Source organism: Solimonas sp. K1W22B-7 (genome assembly GCF_003428335.1).
In the GTDB taxonomy this organism is placed as follows: Bacteria; Pseudomonadota; Gammaproteobacteria; order Nevskiales; family Nevskiaceae; genus Solimonas_A.
In genome coordinates, this window is record NZ_CP031704.1 from 1,912,788 (window position 1) to 1,931,929 (window position 19,142).

Here is a 19,142-nt window from a genome sequence, read left to right on the forward strand (position 1 = left end):
GAATGGTCGATGGCCGGGCTCACTTGCGGTTCCTCCGGCTACGGGTCCAGATCTGCAGGCCATTGATGATGAGCAGCAGGATGAAGGACAGCACCAGCATCGCCGCAGCCACCGCGGTGGCGCCGGCGTAGTCGAATTCTTCCAGCTTGATGATGATCAGCAGCGGCGCGATCTCGGTCTGCATCGGCAGGTTGCCGGCGATGAAGATGATCGAGCCGTACTCGCCCACGGCGCGGGCGAAGGCCAGGGTGAAACCGGTGATCAGGGCCGGCAGCACGGTCGGCAGGATCACGCGGGTGATGGTCTGCCAGCGGTTGGCGCCCAGGGAAGCAGCGGCCTCCTCCAGCTCCTTCTCGGCCTCTTCCAGCACCGGCTGCACCGTGCGCACCACGAACGGCAGGCTGATGAAGGTGCAGGCCACGATCACGCCCAGCTGCGAGTAAGCCACCTTGATGCCCATGGGCTCCAGGTACTGGCCGATCCAGCCGTTGGGGGCGTAGAGCGCGGTCAGGGCGATGCCGGCCACGGCGGTGGGCAGGGCAAAGGGCAGGTCGATGGTGGCGTCGAAGAAGCGCTTGCCGGGGAACTGGTAGCGCACGAAGACCCAGGCCACCAGCGTGCCGAATACGGCATTGATGGCGGCGCCGATTGCTGCCGCACCGAAGCTCAGCTTGAGCGCCGCCACCACGCGCGGCGAGCTGACCACGTGCCAGATGCCCTCCCAGCCCAGGCCCGCGGACTTGAAGAACACGCCGGCCAGCGGGATCAGCACCAGCAGGCTGAGGTAGAGCAGGGTGAAGCCGAGCGTCAGCCCGAACCCTGGAATGGCCGAGCGCGGGCGTAGCGCCCGCGCTCGGGTAGATGGTGCGGCTGCAGTCATGAAAAGGTCAGCGGGCCTGGTAGATCTGGTCGAAGAGTGCGCCATCGGCAAAATGGGTCTTCTGGGCCTGGGGCCAGCCGCCGAAAGCTTCAACCACGGAGAATAGTTGGACCTTCGGGAACCGGTTAGAGTGTTTGCTTAGAACTTTTTCGTCTGAGGGACGCAAGTCGTTGTTTGCAAAGATTTCCTGGCCGGCTTCGCTGAAGTGGAACTCCAGGTAGGCCTGCGCCCGGGCGCGGTTGCCATGCTTGGCGGCGTACTTGTCGACGATGGACACCGGGTTGTCCGCCCGCACCGACAGGGAGGGGATGATGATCTCGAACTTGTCGGCCCCGAACTCCTGCTGGATCAGCTTGACCTCGTTTTCGAAGGTCAGCAGCACATCACCGATGCCGCGCTGGACGAAGGTGGTGGTGGCGCCGCGGCCGCCGGTATCCAGCACCGGCACGTTGCGGAACAGCGAGGTCACGAAGTCCCTGGCCTTGGCGTCGTTGCCGCCCGGCAGGCGCAGGGCGTACTGCCACGCCGCCAGGTAGCTGTACTTGCCGTTACCCGAGGTCTTGGGGTTGGGGATGATCAGTTTGACGCCGGGCTTGACCAGGTCGTTCCAGTCCTTCACGCCCTTGGGGTTGCCCTTGCGCACCAGGAACAGGATCGTCGACCAGGACGGGCTGCTGGCGTAGGGCAGGCGCTTCTGCCAGTCCGCCGGCAGCAGGCCACCCTTGGCGATGGCATCGATGTCCAGCGGGCTGTTCATGGAGACGACGTCGGCTTCCAGGCCGTCGATCACCGCGCGCGCCTGCTTGGCAGAGCCGCCGTGAGACTGGTCCAGCTTCAGCGTCTCGCCGGTTTTCTTCTTCCAGGCGTCTGCGAAGGCCGGGTTGATGTCCTTGTAGACGCCGCGGGCGACGTCGTAGGAAACATTGAGCAGCGTCGCATCGGCCTGGGCGGCCGAGGCCGCCAGCACCGCCACGGCGGCGGCCAGCGTATGCAGCAGTTTCTTCTTCATGTGAAAACTCCCTGGGCCTCTTGATTCAAAGAAAATTCAGGTCGCGCGACGAATAGACGCGCTCCTGCGGTTGGGGTGCATGCGCCAGCGGGAAGCGCCGGCGGTCGATCCAGCGCGTGCTGCTCAGCCACAGGCCGTCCAGCTCCGCGCCATGCTGCCAGTTGACCAGCACGATCTGGCGCGTCGTCTCGTGCAGGATCGCCAGCTTGTTCTCGGCTTTCAGGCCCAGCTCCAGCAATTGCAGGAAGGCCGGGTCCGACAGCAGGGTTTCATGTTTCAGCGCCAGCGGCCGCAGGATTTCCGACACCAGGTGCCAGGTGTCGGAGCGCCCGGGTTTCGGCTCCAGCGGCAGCGTGCCGTTGTGCATCAGGTGTACGCCCGGCACCACGCGGAACGGGTGCGCATTGTCGATGCCGCCTCCACCCTTGGTACGCCGCCGCAGGTGCAGCACGTACTCGTGATCGCGGTTGTCGCGCTCGAACGCCAGGATCGCCTCCAGGTCGGGCTCGGCGCGCCGTTCCAGCAGCAGCTGGCCGTCGGCGGCGAAGCCCATCGCACCCCAGCCGTCGCGGTTCAGCTCCAGCGCCGCCGCGATCAGCTCGGCGGGGATGGTCAGGCCGGCGGGCTTGTGGATGATCAGGCACATGGCAGGGTTCCGTGCGTCGAAGGAGCGGGATCAGTCCTTGGTGACTGCCGCGATCAGAACCTCGGTGGCCTTGAACAGGGCGATCACCGGGTCGCCGAGCTTCAGGTCCAGCAGCTCCAGCGAGGACGAGGTGACGATGGCGCTGACGATGCCGGCGCCGGTCTCGATCTCCACCTCGGAGACCACCGCGCTGCGCTTGACGCCGACGACCTTGCCGCGGAACTGGTTGCGGGTGTTGACCGCTGCGATGGTGGACATGGCGAACTCCGTGTTTCGTTGGTATGGGGCTGCAGAAAACAAACAGAAAGCTGGCGCCGCGGCGCTATAAAAAAGAAGGGGCGCTCGCGCGCCCCAATACTTCACTCACCGGGAGAGGGGGGCGGGCGGCCAGGGACCGGGAAGGCAGGCTTCCCGGTCCATCAGGCGATCCGCGAGTGAAGGGTGCCGATTCAAGGATTACTTCTGGTAGATCTGGTCGAAGATGCCGCCGTCGGCGAAGTGCGTCGTCTGGGCCTTGGTCCAGCCGCCGAAGTCGGCGATGGTGACCAGGTTCAGCTTCGGGAACTTCGAAGCGTACTTGGCGGCGATCGCCGGGTTGCTCGGACGGTAGTGGTTCTTGCCGATGATCTCCTGGCCTTCATCCGTGTAGAGGAAGTTCAGGTAGGCTTCGGCGACCTTGCGGGTCTTGTGCTTGTCCACGATCTTGTCGACCACGGCCACGGCCGGCTCGGCGAGGATCGACAGCGACGGCACCACGATCTCGAACTTGTCGGTGCCGAACTCGTCGATCGACAGGAAGGCCTCGTTTTCCCAGGCCAGCAGCACGTCGCCGATGCCGCGCTGCACGAAGGTGGTGGTCGAGCCGCGGGCGCCGGTATCCAGCACCGGAGCGTTCTTGAACAGCGCCTTGAGGAATTCCTGGGCCTTGGCCTCGCTGTTGCCGTTGTTCTTCAGGGCATAGGCATAGGCCGCCAGGTAGTTCCAGCGGGCACCGCCCGAGGTCTTCGGGTTGGGCGTGATGATCGCCACGCCGGGCTTCACCAGGTCGTTCCAGTCCTTGATCTTCTTCGGGTTGCCCTTGCGGACCAGGAAGACGATCGTGGAGGTGTAGGGCGAGCTGTTGTTGGGCAGGCGCTTCTGCCAGTCGGCCGGCAGCAGCTTGGCGTTCTTGGCGATGTTATCGGTGTCGCCGGCCAGGGCCAGCGTCACCACGTCCGCCTCGAGGCCGTCGATCACGGAACGGGCCTGCTTGCCCGAGCCGCCATGCGACTGCTTGATGTCGACGGTATCCCCGGTCTTGGCCTTCCACTGCTCGCCGAACTTGGCGTTGATCACCTTGTACAGCTCGCGGGTGGGGTCGTAGGACACGTTGAGCAGTTCCACGCTGGCAGCGTGGGCGAAGAGCGGGGCCGCCAGGGCGGCCGCCGCGATGAGTGCTTTGAGTTTCATGGTGGTTTGCCGGTGTTAGGTGATGTCGATCAGAACGCGACCTGGAAGCGGGCGAAGATGGTCTTCTCGTCCTTGCGATCCTGGACCGCGGTCGTGGTGCCCGCGCCGCCTTCGAAGCTGGTGTTGGTGTAGTTCAGCTGCGTCTTCAGGTTGCTGGTCAGGTACCAGTTCAGGCCGATGCCGAAGCTCTTGGCCTCGCTGGCGTTGGCGGCCGGGTTGGACACGAAGTTGTTGGCGACGGTGGCAGGCGTGGCGAGGGTGGATCCCGGGATGGTGGTGAAGATGTCGTCGTCGATGTCCAGCACGCCGTAGCGCGCCGCCAGTTCGAAGGCGCCCCAGCCCGCGCCGCCCGGGGTGTAGGCGTTCTTGGGCTTGGCGACGCCGCGGAAGCTGGCGTCCTCACCGGTGATCACCCAGCTGGCGGAGATCTGCCAGGCTTCGTTCTTGGCGGAATCGCTCAGGGTCGTGGTGGCCAGGGTGGCGCCGGCCGGCAGCAGGCCTACCGACAGGTCCTGCTCGGAGCTGATGTACTCGGCGATCACACCCAGGCTGTTGTAGTACCAGTAGGCCTGCGGCGAGATGCGGACCAGGTCGCCATCGGCATAGATGCCGGTGTTGCCGACCGTGGCGCCGGTGCCGACCGTGCGGGTGGTGTTGTACTGGAAGAACACGTTCTGGCCGGGCGTGCGGTAGCGCGGCAGGAAGTTGTTGGCGTTGGCAGCATTGTTTTCGCCCTGCTCCTTCGGACCGAAGCTGGAGCCGACACCGAAGCCCAGGCCCTGGAATACGCCCGGGCTGTTCTTGAACGGTTCGAAGAAGACGCGGGCGCCGATTTCCTTGCGGTTGTCGACGTCGGTGCTGGTGGTGTCGCGGCCGTCGGCGGTGCCGTTGTAGTAGCCCAGGGTGTAGTTCACCGTGGAGCTGAACAGCTCGCCCTGCAGCTGCACGCCGAGGTCGCGGTTGGGCGCCAGCTCGGTCGGGAAGCCGCGCTCGATGAAGTTGGTGCTGCCGCCGCTCTGCAGGCGCTCCAGCGCCACCGGGCCCTTCACCTTGCCCACGCGCAGCGTGTAGGCCGGGTCGAACTTCAGGTCCAGGTAGGCGTCGACGATGGTGGCGCTGTCGCCGGCGAACTCCGGCGTCAGGCGGAAGCCCACCAGCTTGCCCAGGCTGCCCTCGAAGGTCGGGCGGATGCGGCGGAACAGCACGGTATCGTTGAAGCGGTCGGACGCGGTCGGCGTCGCGCGGCGGAGGAAGTTGTAATCGTCCAGGTAGTAGCGCAGGTCGGCCTGCACCAGGCCCTTGATCTTCAGCTCGTAGTCGCCCTTCTTCAGCGAGAAGCCCTTGTCGCTGGCGGACGGCGTGGTCGCGTCCTTGGCCTTGGTGGCGGCGTCTTCGGCCTGCAGTTCGAGCTGGCGCTCGAGCACCTTGATGCGCTGGTCCAGTTCATCGACCGACACGCTCTCGGCGGCCTGCGCGATCCCCGTGGAGGCGAAAACGGCGAGCGTTGCCAGGCTCGCCTGCTTGATTCCCTTCTTCATTTTGGTGAAACCCCGTGATGCGTGTGGTGGAAAGTGCGCGCATCTTGCCGGGGAGTGCTCAGGCAGTAAAAGAATATTAAGACTTCAAGATATTTCCAAAAAGAATATACGGGATATGAAAAAGCCTGCCACCGGGGCAGGCTTTTTCGTTTGCTTTCAGACCTCAGGGCGTGGTCAGCAAGCGGTCCACCGCTTCCAGGTCCGCCGCGCCGAGGTTGCCTGCGGCCTGGCGCAGCAGCAGCCCGGCCAGCAGGTAGTCGTAGCGCGAGCGGTAGTAGTCGCGCTGGGCGGCGGACAGCTGCTGCTGGGCGTTGAGCACGTCGATGAAGGTACGGGTGCCCACTTCCTGGCCGCTGCGGGCCGCATCCAGGGCGGTGACGCTGGAGACCACCGCCTGCTTCAGCGCGGCGACGCGGGCGCTGCCGCTGAGCACGCCGAAGTAGGCGTCGCGGGTCTGGCGCTCGGCGAAGCGCTGGGCGCCTGTGTACTCGGCGCGGCGCTGCTCGCGGGTGCTGGTGGCCTCGCGCACGCGGGACTGCGTGGCCAGGCCGGAGAAGATCGGCAGGGTCAGCTGCAGCGTGACGCGGTCGGAGGTGATTTCCCGGTCGGACGCGACGCTGACACCGCTGGCGTCGTTCGAGCTGCCGCTGACGCCGTGGCTGCCGTTGAGGTCCAGGGTGGGGTAGTGGCCGGCACGCGCGATGCCGATGCCGGTATCGGCGATGTCCGCAGCCAGCCGCGCCGACAGCACGTCGAGGTTGCCCTCGCGCGCGGTCTTGACCCATGCCTCGATGTCGCTGGGGATCGGGGTGCTCAGTGGCAGTTCATCCACCAGCCGCGCCTGCGGCTCGTAGGGCCGGCCGGTAATCTCGGCCAGCGCCGAGTAGGCGGTATTGAGCACCTGCTGCGACTGGATCACGGTGGCGTTGGTCAGGTCGTAGCGGGCCTGGGCTTCCTGCACCTCGGTGATCGCCGACAGGCCGACCTCGAAGCGCGCCTGGGCCAGCTCCAGCTGCCGCGACACCGCCTTGTTTTCGTCCCGCGCCGAACTCAGGGTGTCGGTTGCCGCCAGCACGTTGAAATAGGCCTGCGCCACGCGCAGCAGCAGGTCCTGCCCGACGCTGCGGTAGCTGGTTTCCGCCAGAGCCACCACGTCGTCTGCCTGGCGCAGCTGCTGGATGGCGCCCCAGTCGAAGATCGGCTGGTTCAGGCTCAGGGTGTAGGACCAGGGATCGTCGTTGCTCTTGGTCGTGGTGGTGTCGCCGACCGCAGGGTCGTTCTCCACCTCGCTCAGCGTGCGGCCCTTCGCCGCACTGCCCGTCACCTGCGGCAGCAGCAGCGCCCGGGCCTGGGGCTTGGCCTCCACCGAGGCGTCGCGGGCATGCTCGGCAGCGCGCCAGGTGGCGTCGTTCTGCAGCGCCAGGTCGTAGATCTTGAGCAACTCGTTGGCCTGCGCGGCGCAGGGGAGAGCTAGCGCAGCGCTCAGCAGCAGGGCGGTCAGGCGCATGGGTTCAACAGGTCTTGGAAGGGGTTTGAGGGTTTCAACGCAGGGCGGGGCGATCGGTTGACCCGGTCAGTAGCGCGGCACCGTGGGGTCCACATCGGCCGACCAGGCGTCGATCCCGCCGCCGACCGAGTAGACCTCGGCGAAACCGTTGCGTTCGAGGAAACGCGCGGCCATCTCCGAGCGCACGCCGTGGTGGCACAGCACGGCCACCGGCTCGGCGGCATTGAGTTCGCCCAGCCGGGTGGGCAGTTCCTGCATGGGGATGTGGCGGACGCCCGGGATGGCGGCGATCGCCAGCTCCTCGTCGCTGCGCACGTCGATTACGGTCAGCGGCGCGGCATCGAGCCGGGCCTTCAGGTCAGTGGCGGTCAGGATTTTCATGGGGCAGGAGTCTACCACCGCCCCATGGACCCTCAATCAATTGCGGGTATCGGAGCCGGGATAGACCAGGGAGGCCAGCTCGGTGCGGCTGAACACACCCAGCTTGCGGTACACGCGATACAGGTGATTGGCCACCGTCGAAGGCGCCACGCCGATCTTCTTTGCAGCCTGCTTGAAGGACAGGCCCTGCGCCACGCAGTAGACGATCTCGCGCTCGCGCCCGGTCAGGCGGTCCAGCGGGCCGGCCGGCCAGATCGTGATCAGGACCAGGTCGTTGAGCGGCTCGCAGCGCACCATCAGGTCCTGGAAGGCCAGGGCCTGGCCGGGCTCCGGCAACTTGAACGGCAGCTGCTGCGGCTGGCGGTTGGGGAAGCGCTCGTCGAGCATCTCCAGGAAGCGCGGCTGCGCCTCATGGAAGTTGCCGTGCTGGTCCATCACCGCCGCGCCGGCCCCCAGCGGGCGCTCCGGCTGGGTCTTGAGCAGGTGCAGGAAGTAGGCGTGCGAGGCGGCGTTGAAGAGATGGAAGGCGATGCGCTTGTGCTGGTCTTTCTCCAGCTCGGTGAAAGGCTTGCTGCGGTCGCTGCGGTACAGCGACACCAGCGAGTAGATGCCGCTGCGCCGGTCGATGTGCGACATCGACAGGATGCGCTCGATGCCGAAGGGCTGGAAAGCCCGCCGATAGATCTCGGAGTCATAAAAGCGCTCGTCGGCCATCATCTCCGACATGTCCGCCGGCACGTCGAAGTGCTCCAGCAGGTGCGGCAGGATGGGATTGAGCGCCGTGGTGGCCTCCAGGGCTGCCGGGTAGTCCTTGGGCAGGTTCTGCAGGGTCACCGTATGGAACTTCAGCGTGCTGCGCGAGCCGCTGCCCCAGAGCGCGCCGTCGTGGGGGATGACCCGGCCGACCTGTTCCAGTGCCCAGTTGCGATATTGCCCGGGGGGAACGGCCATGGCCCAGCGGTAGAGACGGGAAATCACCCGGTCGACCGGGTCTATCGCGTCGTTCGGCAGTGTTCGCGTCATCTTCCTGATAACTTTCTTGGGGGGAGCTATTTACTATCGGTACTATCCTACAGCCTAAGCATACTTGATCGTCTTGACCTGCGCGGAAATCCCGGACCTTGGGGGGAAGGGGATATGAAGAACCTGAAAAGCTGGCTCGTCGAATATAGCGAGCACCACGCGGACCCGCACAACCGGGCCCTGCACCGGCTTTGCGTGCCGGCCACCGTCTTCGCCCTGTGCTGCGCCTTCCGCGCCATTCCCGTGGGCGACGCCCTGTGGAACCCGGCGAGCCTGGCGTTGCTGGGGTGGCTGGCATTCTATCTCTGCCTGTCGTGGCAGTTGGCATTGGGCATGCTGATGCTGTTCTCGGTCATGTACTCCGCCGCCTTGCTGTTGGAAACAGCGATCGGTGGGGCCCTGCCGCTGTTCGCCGCGCTGCTGTTTGCCGCCGCCGGCGCCGCGCAGTACCTGGGCCACCGCCGCGAAAAGAAGCAGCCCTCGCTGCTGCGCCACCTGCGCCTGTTCCTGATCGCGCCTTTGTGGCAACTGGCCGATTTCTACCGCCACATGCAGATTCCCGTAGGCGGGCTGGCCTCTTCGCGCTAGGTCTTTTTGTCAGCCGCTGGCCGCGGTGCTACGGTCGGACTCCGATGCACCGTCCGGCGGGGCTCGCGGCCTCGCCTGCAGGAACAGGAGGCTGCCATGTCGAAGAACCACGTCTACAAGACCACTGAGCTTGTGGGTTCATCCGAAACCAGCGTCGAGGATGCCGTGCGCGTCGCCGTGCGGCGCGGTGCCAAGACCCTCCACGGCCTCAAGTGGTTCGAGGTGAGCGAGATCCGTGGCCATATCGAGAAGGGCGAGATCGGCCACTGGCAGGTCACGGTCAAGCTCGGCTTCACGCTCGACGAATAGAAGGAGTCGAGGTACACGCGCGGCTTGCCATGCAGATTCACCGCAGGACCTTCATCCGGCATGCATTTCGCGGCGCACCACGAAGAGGCGAGCCAAGCAAAACAACGGCTTGGGATGCAGGAGCGGCTGGAACGAAGCTTGAGTGCCCCCGAGGTGACACTTCGGGGGATCATCCATGCCACGCCTCATTGCCATCCCGCTTCTGGCGCTCTGCTCGCTCAGCGGCCTGACCGCCTGCGGCGGTGAGGCCATCGCCGGCGTCAATGCCATGATCGACGCCGAGTCCCGGACCCCGGTCCTGCGCGATACCAGCAAGCCCATGAGTGCGGTCCAGGCCCTGGACTACTGCGACTCCTTCATGGGCTGGGAGAAGATCGACTGCTTCGAGCGTGTCGGTCGCGGCGAAGATCCCTCGAAGCGCGCCAGCCGCTGATTTCGCCCGATTCATCGCGCGCCGCCCGTCGGGCCGGCGCGTTTTTCGTGGTTCCCCTCTTGCATCCCGGCGTCCCGCCCCCAAGAATTAGCAGCCTCGTGTGGCGAGTGCTAACAATGGCGCCATCGAAAAGCCCGAAGCATTCACCAATTTTCCTATAACCCCTTGAATCTGGGAGATTTACCATGAATCTGCGCCCGTTGAACGACCGCGTGGTCGTCAAGCGTCTGGAAGAAGAGAAGAAGACCGCCGGTGGCATCATCATCCCGGACAACGCTGCCGAGAAGCCCCTGAAGGCTGAAGTCATCGCTGTCGGCCCCGGCAAGCGTTCCGACGACGGCAAGGTCCACGCCCCCGACGTCAAGAAGGGCGACACCGTCCTGATCGGCAAGTACTCCGGCACCGAAGTGAAGGTCGATGGTCAGGACCTGGTCGTGCTGCGCGAGGATGACATCCTCGCCGTTGTCGCCTAAGCAATCGATTCAATAAGAGGAATTCAACATGGCTGCTAAAGAACTCAAGTTTGGTGACGACGCCCGCGCGCGCATGGTCGCCGGCGTCAACATTCTCGCCAACGCCGTCAAGGTCACCCTCGGTCCCAAGGGCCGCAACGTCGTGCTCGACAAGTCCTACGGTGCTCCCACCGTCACCAAGGACGGCGTCAGCGTCGCCAAGGAAATCGAGCTGAAGGACAAGTTCGAGAACATGGGCGCCCAGCTGGTCAAGGAAGTCGCTTCCAAGACCTCCGACGAAGCCGGCGACGGCACCACCACCGCCACCGTGCTGGCCCAGGCCATCGTCAACGAAGGCCTGAAGTCGGTCACCGCCGGCGTCGACCCCATGGACATCAAGCGCGGCATCGACCAGGCCGTGGCCGCTGTCACCGAAGAGATCAAGCGCAACGCCACCCCCTGCAAGGACCGCAAGGCCATTGCCCAGGTCGGCACCGTGTCGGCCAACGCCGACTCCGAGATCGGCACGATCATCGCCGACGCGATGGACAAGGTCGGCAAGGAAGGCGTGATCACCGTTGAAGAGGGCAAGTCCCTGGCCAACGAACTCGACGTCGTCGAGGGCATGCAGTTCGACCGCGGCTACCTCAGCCCGTACTTCATCAACAATGCCCAGTCGCAGCAGTGCGACCTGGACAGCCCGCTGATCCTGATCACGGACAAGAAGATCTCCAACATCCGCGAGCTGCTGCCGGTGCTGGAAGGCGTCGCCAAGTCGGGCCGCCCGCTGCTGATCGTTGCCGAAGATGTCGAAGGCGAGGCGCTGGCCACCCTGGTGGTCAACAACCTGCGCGGCATCCTGAAGGTCGCCGCCGTCAAGGCGCCGGGCTTCGGTGACCGCCGCAAGGAAATGCTCAAGGACATCGCCACCCTGACGGGCGGCACGGTCATCACCGAAGAGCTGGGCCTGTCGCTGGAGAAGGCCACGCTGGCCGACCTCGGCACCGCCAAGCGCGTGCAGATCGAGAAGGAAAACACCACCGTCATCGACGGCGCCGGCAAGAAGGAAGTCATCGAAGCGCGCATCAAGGAAATCCGCTCGCAGGTCGATGCCGCCACCAGCGACTACGACAAGGAAAAGCTGCAGGAGCGCCTCGCCAAGCTCTCCGGCGGCGTTGCCGTGATCAAGGTCGGTGCCGCGACCGAAGTCGAGATGAAGGAAAAGAAGGCCCGCGTCGAAGACGCGCTGCACGCCACCCGTGCGGCCGTTGAAGAAGGCATCGTCGCCGGCGGCGGCGTGCTGCTGGTTCGTGCTGCCAAGGTCCTGGAGAAGCTCAAGGGTGCCAATGACGACCAGACGGTCGGCATCAACATCCTGCGCCGCGCCATCCAGGAGCCGCTGCGCCAGATCGTGAAGAACGCCGGCGAAGAGCCGTCCGTGATTCTCGCCAAAGTTGCGGAAGGCACGGGTGCGTTCGGCTACAACGCCGGCACCGGCCAGTACGGCGACATGATCGAAATGGGCATCATCGACCCGGCCAAGGTCACGCGTCTGGCCCTCCAGAACGCCGCCTCGGTCGCCGGCCTGCTGCTGACCACCGAAGCCATGATCGCCGAACTGCCGCAGAAGTCCGAGCCGGCGATGCCGGGCGGCGGCGGCGGCATGGGCGGCATGGGCGGCATGGGCGATTTCTGAGGAATCCCCTGCGGCCGGAAGACCGTTCGCCCTGAGCCTGTCGAAGGGCGGGCGGTCCTCCACCGAAGCAAGCTGTATCGACAAGGCCCCGGAAACGGGGCCTTGTTGTTTCTGCGCTACTAAGCCCCTCTCCCTCCGGGAGAGGGGTTGGGGTGAGGGACGCCCCATCTTGTAGTACCGAAGTCCTGGAAGGATGCCGCGCCGGCTCGTCGCCAGAATCGGTGACGCCACGAATCGAATAGCATGCCATCAATAGGCGTTACTGCTTGGGGGGCAGATGAACCAGTTCGACCGGGTCTTTGCGCTGCACCGCCAACTCGCAGGGCGACGCGTTGTGCGGACCCTCGCGGAGCTTTGCGAGTCCCTGGAATGCTCGGAGGCAACTCTTAAGCGGACGATCCGCGAATTGCGCGACGTGCTGGGTGCGCCGCTCGTATTCGATCGACAGCAGGGCGGCTACCGCTATGAAGGCGAGGCTGTTTATGAACTGCCCGGACTCTGGTTCTCGCCCCGGGAGTTGACTGCACTCCTGCTGCTGCAGGATGTCTTGGAGCAACAACCGGTCGGTCTGCTGGCAGACACGCTGAGGCCCTTCCGGTCCCGGATAGAGCGCTTGGCGGCGCAAGGCGGCATCGGCATCCCAGAGTGGCGCACGCGACTGCGCCTGCTGAAGATGGCCGCACGGCCACCTGGCGAGATGTTTCTACCCGTGGCCACAGCCTTGGCGCAAGGGCGGCGCCTCAGCATCGACTATCACAGTCGCGGGGTGGACACCATGCGTCGTCGTAGGGTCTCGCCGCAGCGGCTGACGCTCTACCGGGAAAACTGGTATCTGGATGCCTGGTGTCACCAGCAGAACGCCCTGCGCACCTTCTCACTGGATCGCATCATCGCTGCGGAGCAGCTTGAAGAGGCTGTCCAGTCAGTGGAGCCGGCGATTCTGGATGCTGTCCTGGCAACCAGCTATGGCATTTTTTCGGGTCCGCCAACAGCACTTGCCCGCCTGCACTTCAGCGACCACGCGGCCCGCTGGGTGGCCACCGAAAACTGGCACCCGCAACAACGCGATCAGGCTATGCCGGGCGGTGGATTGATACGCGAACTGCCGTACCACCGCGCGGAGGAGTTGCTGATGGATATTCTCCGTTACGGCCCGGACGTAGAGGTGCTTGATCCTCCCGCACTGCGCGAGGTGCTTATCAGCCGGCTGGATGCGGCCCGTGCACGGTATGTGGACCGTCCCAAAACGCAACTCTTGGCTAAGGAGGCATGACGCCGGATCAGATTTTGAGCCTGGGCTCGCGCATGCTGATGCTTAGCCTTCCATTGCCGTTGCCCCGGAGTCAAAGTTGAGTACGGCGGATCGATTCCTCTGGGCCAAGACCCGCGATGAAGGCGGCGGAGCGCCATGTTGGCATCCGCTGCTGCTGCATCTGTTGGACGTGGCAGCCTGCGCAGACGCCATCCTTGCACGCGAACCGGAGGAAACGCGCCAGAGGATGGCCCGGTCACTGGGGCTGGAATGGAGTGCCGCACGGCCGTGGCTGCTGCTTCTCATTGCTTGCCATGACCTCGGCAAAGGCTGCCCTGGCTTCCAATGCAAGTGGCAGAACCTCTCCGGGCTGGATAGCGGCCCAGACCCGGACACTACGGTCAATCATGCCTTCGTGAGTCAGGTCGAGCTTTTTGAGCTGCTGCTCAATCTGGGTTGGCCAGAGAACCTCGCGGAACTCGCCGCCGACGCGATCGGCTGTCATCACGGTGAGCGCGCTTCTCCAACAACGTTGAGGACAATCGAAGACAACGCTTTCAGCCGCACATTGGGAAAGCCTGAGTGGCGCAAAGCGCGACATGCCATCTTTGACGCACTGCTGGCTGCTTTCGATCCGGGAGGGCCACCGACCAAGGCCGCCCTTACAGGCCCCGACTTCATGCTGCTGGCGGGTCTGACAAGCTTTGCCGACTGGTTAGGCTCGAACGAAGTTTTTTTCTCGTTTGGTCTGCCGGAGGACTGTGGGGATTTGGCTGGCTGGTTCCAGAGCCGTCGTTCCGAGAATGCGGAGGAGGCGCTCGACGGTATCGGCTGGGCAGCGCGGCTTCCGCTAGCCGCGTCGCACCAGTCGTTCGCCGAGACGTTCGGCTTCGCCCCCCGCCCCCTGCAGAGCGCCGTGGCGCAGGCGCTGGCCACGCTGCAAGGCCCGGCCATCCTTCTGATAGAAGCACCGATGGGCGAAGGAAAAACCGAAGCCGCGTTCTATGCGTATCTGGAGCTGCAGCGCCGCTTCGGTCATCGCGGGTTGTATATCGCACTGCCGACCAAGGCGACCGGCAACGCCATGTTCCGTCGTACGCTGCGCTTCTTGAGAGGCCAGCGCTGCGAGCGCCCGCTGGATCTACAGTTGTTGCACGGCGGCGCGATGCTCGAGGACTCGTATCAGCGGATCAAGAGTCCGACGGGAATCCACGATCCACAGTCGCCAGGCGATGTGCGCGCGGGCGAGTGGTTCACCCACAAAAAGCGCGCACTGCTTTCGGAGTACGGCGTAGGCACCATTGACCAGGCGCTGCTGACGATCTTGCCGGTGCGGCACCAATTCGTGCGCCTATGGGGGCTGGCGAATCGTGTCGTAGTGTTCGATGAAATCCATGCCTACGACGCCTATACCGGCACGCTACTCCTGCATCTCTTACGCTGGCTGATGGCGCTGGGGGCGTCGGTGCTGCTGCTGTCGGCGACCCTGCCACCGCAGATGCGCCGCAAGCTTGCGGAACTCACAAACAGCCAGTTACCGCAAACCGAAGCAGCTTATCCGCGGCTGACGGTCTATGAACCCACGCAAGCCGTGCGCCAGTATGCGTTCGCTGCTGATCCGTTACGTCGACTGAACGTAAGACTCGAACCTGTCGCGGCAGACCTGGAGGTGCTACGCGCAGCCTTGGGCGCACACATTGTGAATGGGGGCTATGCCCTGGCGCTCGTAAACACCGTGCAGCGGGCACAGCGTCTCTTCCGCCTCTACGGAGACGGCGAAGCGCTACGGGTAGGGGAACAGTCAGTCGGTAAACGACTCGCCGACGGTACGGAGGTTTATCTCTTTCATGCCCGCTTTCCGGCAGACCAGCGCCAGCGGCGCGAGGATGCGGTGATGCACATTTTCGGTCCGCCCGAGCCGAGCGCAGCCGCGACGCGTAGCGGGCGTAAGCTCCTCATCGCCACCCAGGTCGCCGAACAAAGCCTGGATTTGGATTTTGACGTCATCGCCACTGACCTTGCCCCGGTGGACCTGCTGTTGCAGCGCGCGGGGCGTTTGTGGCGGCATCAACGTGCCTCTAGGCCGCTGGCGGCACCGGTGCTGATTGTGGCGGGGCTGGCGGGGGATGTGCCTCCCTTGTTCGGGGAGCCTCTATGGTGGGGTGCGGTATATCGGGAAGACGTACTGTTGCGCACTTGGTGTCTGCTGCACGGGCTGCCGGAAATCGACTTGCCCGAAGACATCGATAGTCTGGTCAGCTTGGTCTATGCAGAAGGGGATGAATTGGCCGTCCCAAGTTCTCTCACTGCTCGACTGGAAAAGGCGAAGCTGGAGAGCGATGGGGTGGTTCTGGCTTACAAGCAACAGGCGCATCAGGCAGTCATCGGACGACCGGACACCGGCGAATGGAACGATCCCGCCCGTTTCACGCTGTACGATGAGGACGAGCCCGGCATTCACCGTTCTCTTATGGCGAAAACCCGCCTCGGAGAAGATTCTGTCGTGGTGATTCCGCTGTGGGAGATCGACGCCTTCGATCTCGCCGCTGAACCCGATTTCGCACGAGCCAAGGGCTGGTTCCTACGCGCAATGAGCCTGTCGCGCCGGGGCATCGTGAAAAATCTGCGAGCCGAAGGCGTGCCTACGGGTTGGCGAAAGAGCTCGCTCCTGCGCAATGCCTACCCGCTGCTGTTGGACGCCCAGTCGCGCTGGATCAACGATGCCCGCGTGCGTATGAACGACGACCTGGGCCTGGTTTATGACAACGAGGAGCCCGAATGAGCCGATTCAACCTCATTGATGAAGCCTGGATACCTGTGCGCACGCTTGATGGCAGACGGGAAGAACTGGGCGTCCGCGACATCTTGCTGCGCGCCAAATTTCTCGCCGTCATCGAAGACCCGTCGCCGTTGGTCACGGCTAGCCTTCATCGCTTTTTGCTTGCCGTGCTCTATCGCGCGCTCAAAGGTCCTGCTGATATAGACGAGGCTCGTGCGCTGTTCCGCAGCGGCCTGCCGGCAGAGGGGATCACCGCATATCTAGCGCGCTGGCACGATCGATTCTGGCTTTTCGACGACATGCTCCCATTTGGGCAAATCCACAATTTTGAACCAAAAACATGGCGAGCCTGGACGGTGCTCGCTGCCGAGCACAACGCAGACAACGCCAAGGTATTGTTCGACCACATTGATGTCGAACGCCCATACGCGATATCGCCCGCCGCTGCCGCTCGCTGGATGCTGGCGACACAGACGTTCTCGGTGAGTGCGGGGAAAAGCGAGCTGTCGCACACCGGCACCGCTCCGTCCGCGACCGCCGCGATGGTGCTGTCGTTGGGACAAAATCTCGAGGACACCCTGCTGTTCGCATTAGTGCCGCAAAACAGTGCGATTCTCAGCGGCGATCTGCCGCTTTGGGAGCGTAGCGCCGAATCCGTTGCAAGCCTCAAGGCAGGTGCCGAGCGCTCTATCTCGGGTTACGCCGATCGCTATACCTGGCGCACGCGCGCGATCCGTCTATGTGACGACGGCAACGGAAACGTTGAGAAGCTCGCCTTTGCTTCCGGAGTGGAAAATGCTTCGAAAGACGCGATCGACCCCATGCTCGCTTATCGCCTCGACGACAAGCAAGGAAAGCTGCTACCCCGGCAGTTCGGTGAACGCGGGCTGTGGCGCGAATTCCACTCGCTCTTACCGGATGACACCCAACTCGCGCCCGGCGTCATCGAAAATGCCACACGGATCGCACGCGGCCAGCGTGAACGTTTTCCTGCCTCAGTGATGGTGTTGGGACAGGCGAACGACAAGGCTAAAATTGAGTACTGGCGCATGGAGCACTACGCGCTGCCTCAAGCTTTGGCGGGCGATCGTTCTGTCCGTTCGGAAATCCGCCAATTGCTATCTGACGCCGAGGACGCGCAAAAGGCGCTATGGCAAGCCACGCGCGCTTTCGCTCGCGACGTGCTGAGTCGTGGAGAGCGTGAGCCCGATGCTAAAGATGTTGGGCGCTTCGTCGAACAATTGCCTGCGAGCACGTTGTATTGGTCTCGCTTGGAAGCCGCCTTTCATGACCTCTTGCGCACCTATGTTCTGGAGCGAGACCCAGACGACATCCGTCTCAGCTGGTTAAGAACCGTCCGCGCTGCTCTGCACGACGCATGGTCGCAGCACTCCGCCTTGGTCTCGACGGGTGACGCCTGGGCGATTCGGGCCTTGGTCAAAGCCGAGGGAGTGATCACGCGAAAGCTCAAGGTCCTCAACGAATCTATCCAGAAATACGAAATGCATCGAAAAGTCCAGGAGGAAACGGCATGAGCGCGTTCATCGTCTATTTGGAGAAGTTGAACGAGGCGGACAGCAAGGTCAGGGCGGTGCTGCGCCGCAGTCTCGCTTTCGAGCCGGGGCAGTACGTACCTGCCTATCCTTATGTGGAGCCTTTCGTTCAAGACGATGATGCTGCGTGGCGACGCACGGCGCACCACCTTGTCGCTGGGCTTTGGGCTGCGCACTGGCGCGAAGGGCGCGGCGGCCCGTCCCTGTCGTTGGCCGAAGCCTGCGCGGCGCATCAACTGAAAAGCGGCTCCGCAAGCACCGAACGCCGGCTTATCAACCTGCTTGATGCCGACCGTGACCAACTTTCCCATCGCTTGCGCCAGATGGTCGCCTTGCTCGCCGACCAAGCCATTGACTTTGCGGCCCTGCTCGACGACCTGCTCAAGTGGCAATACGACCGCAAGCCCACGCAGAACAAATGGGCACGAGCTTTCTATAAAGCGCTCGCCCCGATCCCGAAAGCCCCCGCCACCGAAACGGAGACCACCAAATGAGAATACTCATCGAGATTCACACACTGCAGAACTTCGCTCCTTCCAACCTCAACCGGGACGACACGGGCGCCCCGAAGGACGCTTTCTTTGGCGGCACCCGGCGTGCGCGGATATCGAGCCAGTGTGGCAAGCGTGCGATCCGCGAATTTTTCGACGTGAAAGTGGGTGAAGGTGTGCTTGGCGCGGACGAACTGGCGGTGCGGACCAAGCGCGTTTATCAGGCTATCGCAGACGCACTGGCGGGCAGGCGCGATGCTGCTGAAACGATTGCCAAAGCCGAGATCGCCCTGTCGTACGTCAAGCTGAAAGCAGCGGACGGCGGAAAGACGCAATATCTTCTGTTCCTCGGCCGCCGCGAAATCGCCGCGCTCGCCGAGGCCATCAATGAAAGCTGGGATCAGATTGTCGCCCCGAACGAAGCCGACGCCAAACAGGCGAAGGGGAAAGCCAAGAAAGCCGCAGCAAGCAGTGCGCCCAAGGAAGTGCTGGCGCGCATCGAGGCGATCTTCAATGGGGGCAAAGCGGTGGACGTGGCGCTTTTCGGCCGCATGCTCGCTGACATGCCTGAGAAGAACCAGTATGCCGCCTGCCAGGTCGCACATGCGATCTCTACCCACGCTGTCGAGCGTGAGTTCGACTTCTACACGGCGGTGGACGACCTGAAGCCGGAAGATACCGCCGGGGCAGACATGATGGGAACCGTCGAGTTCAACTCGGCTTGCTACTATCGCTATGCCGTCATCGATTGGGAGAAGTTGGTCGGAAACCTGCAGGGCGACGCCGACCTCGCGGCGCGTGGCTTGCGCGTGTTCCTGCAAGGCTTCGTCATCGCTGAACCCACCGGCAAGCAGAACAGTTTTGCTGCGCACAATCCGCCGGAGTTCGTCGCCGTGTCGGTGCGCCGTAACGGTGCTCCCCGCAACTTGGCGAACGCGTTCGAGGCGGCGATTCGTATCAAAACCGGCGAGTCGCTGACGCGCAAGTCGGCGGAGGCGCTATGCGCCAAGGCCAAGGAATTGAAGGACGCCTACGGCGGCGAGGATTCGACGTGGTTGCTCAACCTCGCGAAGGCGAGCTGCAATGGCTTTGGCGAAGAGAAGACCTCGCTCGATGATGTGCTGAACGAAGCCCTAAAAACCGTACGGAGCTGAGA

Annotated in this window: 19 protein-coding genes; 10 read left to right on the forward strand and 9 right to left on the reverse strand. The window is 63.9% G+C overall.

Annotated elements, in window-relative coordinates; all coding sequences use genetic code 11:
• Nucleotides 1-19: 19 nt before the first annotated feature.
• From cysT to D0B54_RS08850, 9 genes are all read right to left on the reverse strand, one after another.
• Nucleotides 20-880, reverse strand: coding sequence for a sulfate ABC transporter permease subunit CysT (cysT, locus tag D0B54_RS08810; protein WP_117290967.1), 861 nt, complete (start codon nucleotides 878-880; stop codon nucleotides 20-22).
• Nucleotides 881-887: 7 nt separating this feature from the next.
• Nucleotides 888-1,889 carry a sulfate ABC transporter substrate-binding protein gene (locus D0B54_RS08815; RefSeq protein ID WP_117290968.1) on the reverse strand — a complete coding sequence of 334 codons (1,002 nt, stop codon included), beginning with the start codon at nucleotides 1,887-1,889 and terminating at the stop codon, nucleotides 888-890.
• A 25-nt stretch (nucleotides 1,890-1,914) separates the two neighbouring features.
• Nucleotides 1,915-2,535 (reverse strand): hypothetical protein, encoded by a 621-nt coding sequence (locus tag D0B54_RS08820; RefSeq protein WP_117290969.1) that lies wholly within the window; start codon nucleotides 2,533-2,535, stop codon nucleotides 1,915-1,917.
• 30 nt (nucleotides 2,536-2,565) lie between these two features.
• On the reverse strand, nucleotides 2,566-2,793 hold the full coding sequence (locus tag D0B54_RS08825) for a TOBE domain-containing protein (protein ID WP_117290970.1): 228 nt from the start codon (nucleotides 2,791-2,793) through the stop codon (nucleotides 2,566-2,568).
• A 198-nt stretch (nucleotides 2,794-2,991) separates the two neighbouring features.
• Nucleotides 2,992-3,984 carry a sulfate ABC transporter substrate-binding protein gene (locus tag D0B54_RS08830; RefSeq protein ID WP_117290971.1) on the reverse strand — a complete coding sequence of 331 codons (993 nt, stop codon included), beginning with the start codon at nucleotides 3,982-3,984 and terminating at the stop codon, nucleotides 2,992-2,994.
• 29 nt (nucleotides 3,985-4,013) lie between these two features.
• A complete protein-coding gene (locus D0B54_RS08835) occupies nucleotides 4,014-5,522 on the reverse strand; it encodes an OprO/OprP family phosphate-selective porin (RefSeq protein WP_117290972.1) in 1,509 nt (502 codons plus the stop codon).
• Nucleotides 5,523-5,685: 163 nt separating this feature from the next.
• Nucleotides 5,686-7,029 (reverse strand): TolC family outer membrane protein, encoded by a 1,344-nt coding sequence (locus tag D0B54_RS08840; protein WP_117290973.1) that lies wholly within the window; start codon nucleotides 7,027-7,029, stop codon nucleotides 5,686-5,688.
• Between the two features lie 66 nt (nucleotides 7,030-7,095).
• Nucleotides 7,096-7,410 carry a rhodanese-like domain-containing protein gene (locus tag D0B54_RS08845; RefSeq protein WP_117290974.1) on the reverse strand — a complete coding sequence of 105 codons (315 nt, stop codon included), beginning with the start codon at nucleotides 7,408-7,410 and terminating at the stop codon, nucleotides 7,096-7,098.
• Nucleotides 7,411-7,446: 36 nt separating this feature from the next.
• Entirely contained in the window at nucleotides 7,447-8,433 is a 987-nt protein-coding gene (locus tag D0B54_RS08850; RefSeq protein ID WP_117290975.1) for a helix-turn-helix transcriptional regulator, read from the reverse strand.
• A gap of 114 nt (nucleotides 8,434-8,547) precedes the next feature.
• On the opposite strand from D0B54_RS08850, the gene D0B54_RS08855 reads away from it, so the two are divergent.
• The 10 genes from D0B54_RS08855 to cas7e all read left to right on the forward strand — a co-directional run bounded on the left by D0B54_RS08855 (nucleotide 8,548) and on the right by cas7e (nucleotide 19,140).
• Nucleotides 8,548-9,021, forward strand: a complete 474-nt coding sequence (locus D0B54_RS08855) for an Mpo1 family 2-hydroxy fatty acid dioxygenase (RefSeq protein ID WP_117290976.1) — start codon at nucleotides 8,548-8,550, stop codon at nucleotides 9,019-9,021.
• Between the two features lie 96 nt (nucleotides 9,022-9,117).
• Nucleotides 9,118-9,330: a dodecin gene (locus D0B54_RS08860; protein ID WP_117290977.1), complete on the forward strand. Its 213-nt coding sequence runs from the start codon at nucleotides 9,118-9,120 to the stop codon at nucleotides 9,328-9,330.
• 175 nt (nucleotides 9,331-9,505) lie between these two features.
• The gene (locus D0B54_RS08865) at nucleotides 9,506-9,763 is read left to right on the forward strand and encodes a hypothetical protein (protein ID WP_117290978.1); all 258 of its coding nucleotides are present in this window, start codon (nucleotides 9,506-9,508) and stop codon (nucleotides 9,761-9,763) included.
• A 185-nt stretch (nucleotides 9,764-9,948) separates the two neighbouring features.
• Nucleotides 9,949-10,236: a co-chaperone GroES gene (gene groES / locus D0B54_RS08870; RefSeq protein ID WP_117290979.1), complete on the forward strand. Its 288-nt coding sequence runs from the start codon at nucleotides 9,949-9,951 to the stop codon at nucleotides 10,234-10,236.
• Nucleotides 10,237-10,264: 28 nt separating this feature from the next.
• Entirely contained in the window at nucleotides 10,265-11,911 is a 1,647-nt protein-coding gene (gene groL / locus D0B54_RS08875) for a chaperonin GroEL (RefSeq protein ID WP_117290980.1), read from the forward strand.
• A 277-nt stretch (nucleotides 11,912-12,188) separates the two neighbouring features.
• Nucleotides 12,189-13,184, forward strand: coding sequence for a helix-turn-helix transcriptional regulator (locus D0B54_RS08880; protein ID WP_117290981.1), 996 nt, complete (start codon nucleotides 12,189-12,191; stop codon nucleotides 13,182-13,184).
• 76 nt (nucleotides 13,185-13,260) lie between these two features.
• Complete coding sequence (cas3, locus tag D0B54_RS08885) at nucleotides 13,261-15,945, forward strand: CRISPR-associated helicase Cas3' (RefSeq protein WP_117290982.1); 2,685 nt, start codon at nucleotides 13,261-13,263, stop codon at nucleotides 15,943-15,945.
• Nucleotides 15,942-17,477 (forward strand): type I-E CRISPR-associated protein Cse1/CasA, encoded by a 1,536-nt coding sequence (casA, locus tag D0B54_RS08890; protein ID WP_117290983.1) that lies wholly within the window; start codon nucleotides 15,942-15,944, stop codon nucleotides 17,475-17,477. Before cas3 ends, casA begins: the two co-directional genes overlap by 4 nt.
• On the forward strand, nucleotides 17,474-17,989 hold the full coding sequence (casB, locus tag D0B54_RS08895; RefSeq protein ID WP_117290984.1) for a type I-E CRISPR-associated protein Cse2/CasB: 516 nt from the start codon (nucleotides 17,474-17,476) through the stop codon (nucleotides 17,987-17,989). The genes casA and casB overlap by 4 nt, the downstream gene beginning before the upstream one ends.
• Nucleotides 17,986-19,140 (forward strand): type I-E CRISPR-associated protein Cas7/Cse4/CasC, encoded by a 1,155-nt coding sequence (gene cas7e, locus D0B54_RS08900; RefSeq protein ID WP_117290985.1) that lies wholly within the window; start codon nucleotides 17,986-17,988, stop codon nucleotides 19,138-19,140. The genes casB and cas7e overlap by 4 nt, the downstream gene beginning before the upstream one ends.
• Nucleotides 19,141-19,142: the final 2 nt, after the last annotated feature.

Coding starts and splice junctions, on each gene's coding strand:
- D0B54_RS08845 (WP_117290974.1), bottom strand. CDS start 7,410: ATGAAAATCCTGACCGCCACTGACCTGAAGGCCCGGCTCGATGCCGCG.
- D0B54_RS08850 (WP_117290975.1), bottom strand. CDS start 8,433: ATGACGCGAACACTGCCGAACGACGCGATAGACCCGGTCGACCGGGTG.
- D0B54_RS08820 (WP_117290969.1), bottom strand. CDS start 2,535: ATGTGCCTGATCATCCACAAGCCCGCCGGCCTGACCATCCCCGCCGAG.
- D0B54_RS08825 (WP_117290970.1), bottom strand. CDS start 2,793: ATGTCCACCATCGCAGCGGTCAACACCCGCAACCAGTTCCGCGGCAAG.
- cas7e (WP_117290985.1), top strand. CDS start 17,986: ATGAGAATACTCATCGAGATTCACACACTGCAGAACTTCGCTCCTTCC.
- cysT (WP_117290967.1), bottom strand. CDS start 880: ATGACTGCAGCCGCACCATCTACCCGAGCGCGGGCGCTACGCCCGCGC.
- casA (WP_117290983.1), top strand. CDS start 15,942: ATGAGCCGATTCAACCTCATTGATGAAGCCTGGATACCTGTGCGCACG.
- D0B54_RS08830 (WP_117290971.1), bottom strand. CDS start 3,984: ATGAAACTCAAAGCACTCATCGCGGCGGCCGCCCTGGCGGCCCCGCTC.
- D0B54_RS08840 (WP_117290973.1), bottom strand. CDS start 7,029: ATGCGCCTGACCGCCCTGCTGCTGAGCGCTGCGCTAGCTCTCCCCTGC.
- casB (WP_117290984.1), top strand. CDS start 17,474: ATGAGCGCGTTCATCGTCTATTTGGAGAAGTTGAACGAGGCGGACAGC.
- groES (WP_117290979.1), top strand. CDS start 9,949: ATGAATCTGCGCCCGTTGAACGACCGCGTGGTCGTCAAGCGTCTGGAA.
- D0B54_RS08815 (WP_117290968.1), bottom strand. CDS start 1,889: ATGAAGAAGAAACTGCTGCATACGCTGGCCGCCGCCGTGGCGGTGCTG.
- D0B54_RS08835 (WP_117290972.1), bottom strand. CDS start 5,522: ATGAAGAAGGGAATCAAGCAGGCGAGCCTGGCAACGCTCGCCGTTTTC.
- D0B54_RS08855 (WP_117290976.1), top strand. CDS start 8,548: ATGAAGAACCTGAAAAGCTGGCTCGTCGAATATAGCGAGCACCACGCG.
- D0B54_RS08865 (WP_117290978.1), top strand. CDS start 9,506: ATGCCACGCCTCATTGCCATCCCGCTTCTGGCGCTCTGCTCGCTCAGC.
- groL (WP_117290980.1), top strand. CDS start 10,265: ATGGCTGCTAAAGAACTCAAGTTTGGTGACGACGCCCGCGCGCGCATG.
- D0B54_RS08860 (WP_117290977.1), top strand. CDS start 9,118: ATGTCGAAGAACCACGTCTACAAGACCACTGAGCTTGTGGGTTCATCC.
- D0B54_RS08880 (WP_117290981.1), top strand. CDS start 12,189: ATGAACCAGTTCGACCGGGTCTTTGCGCTGCACCGCCAACTCGCAGGG.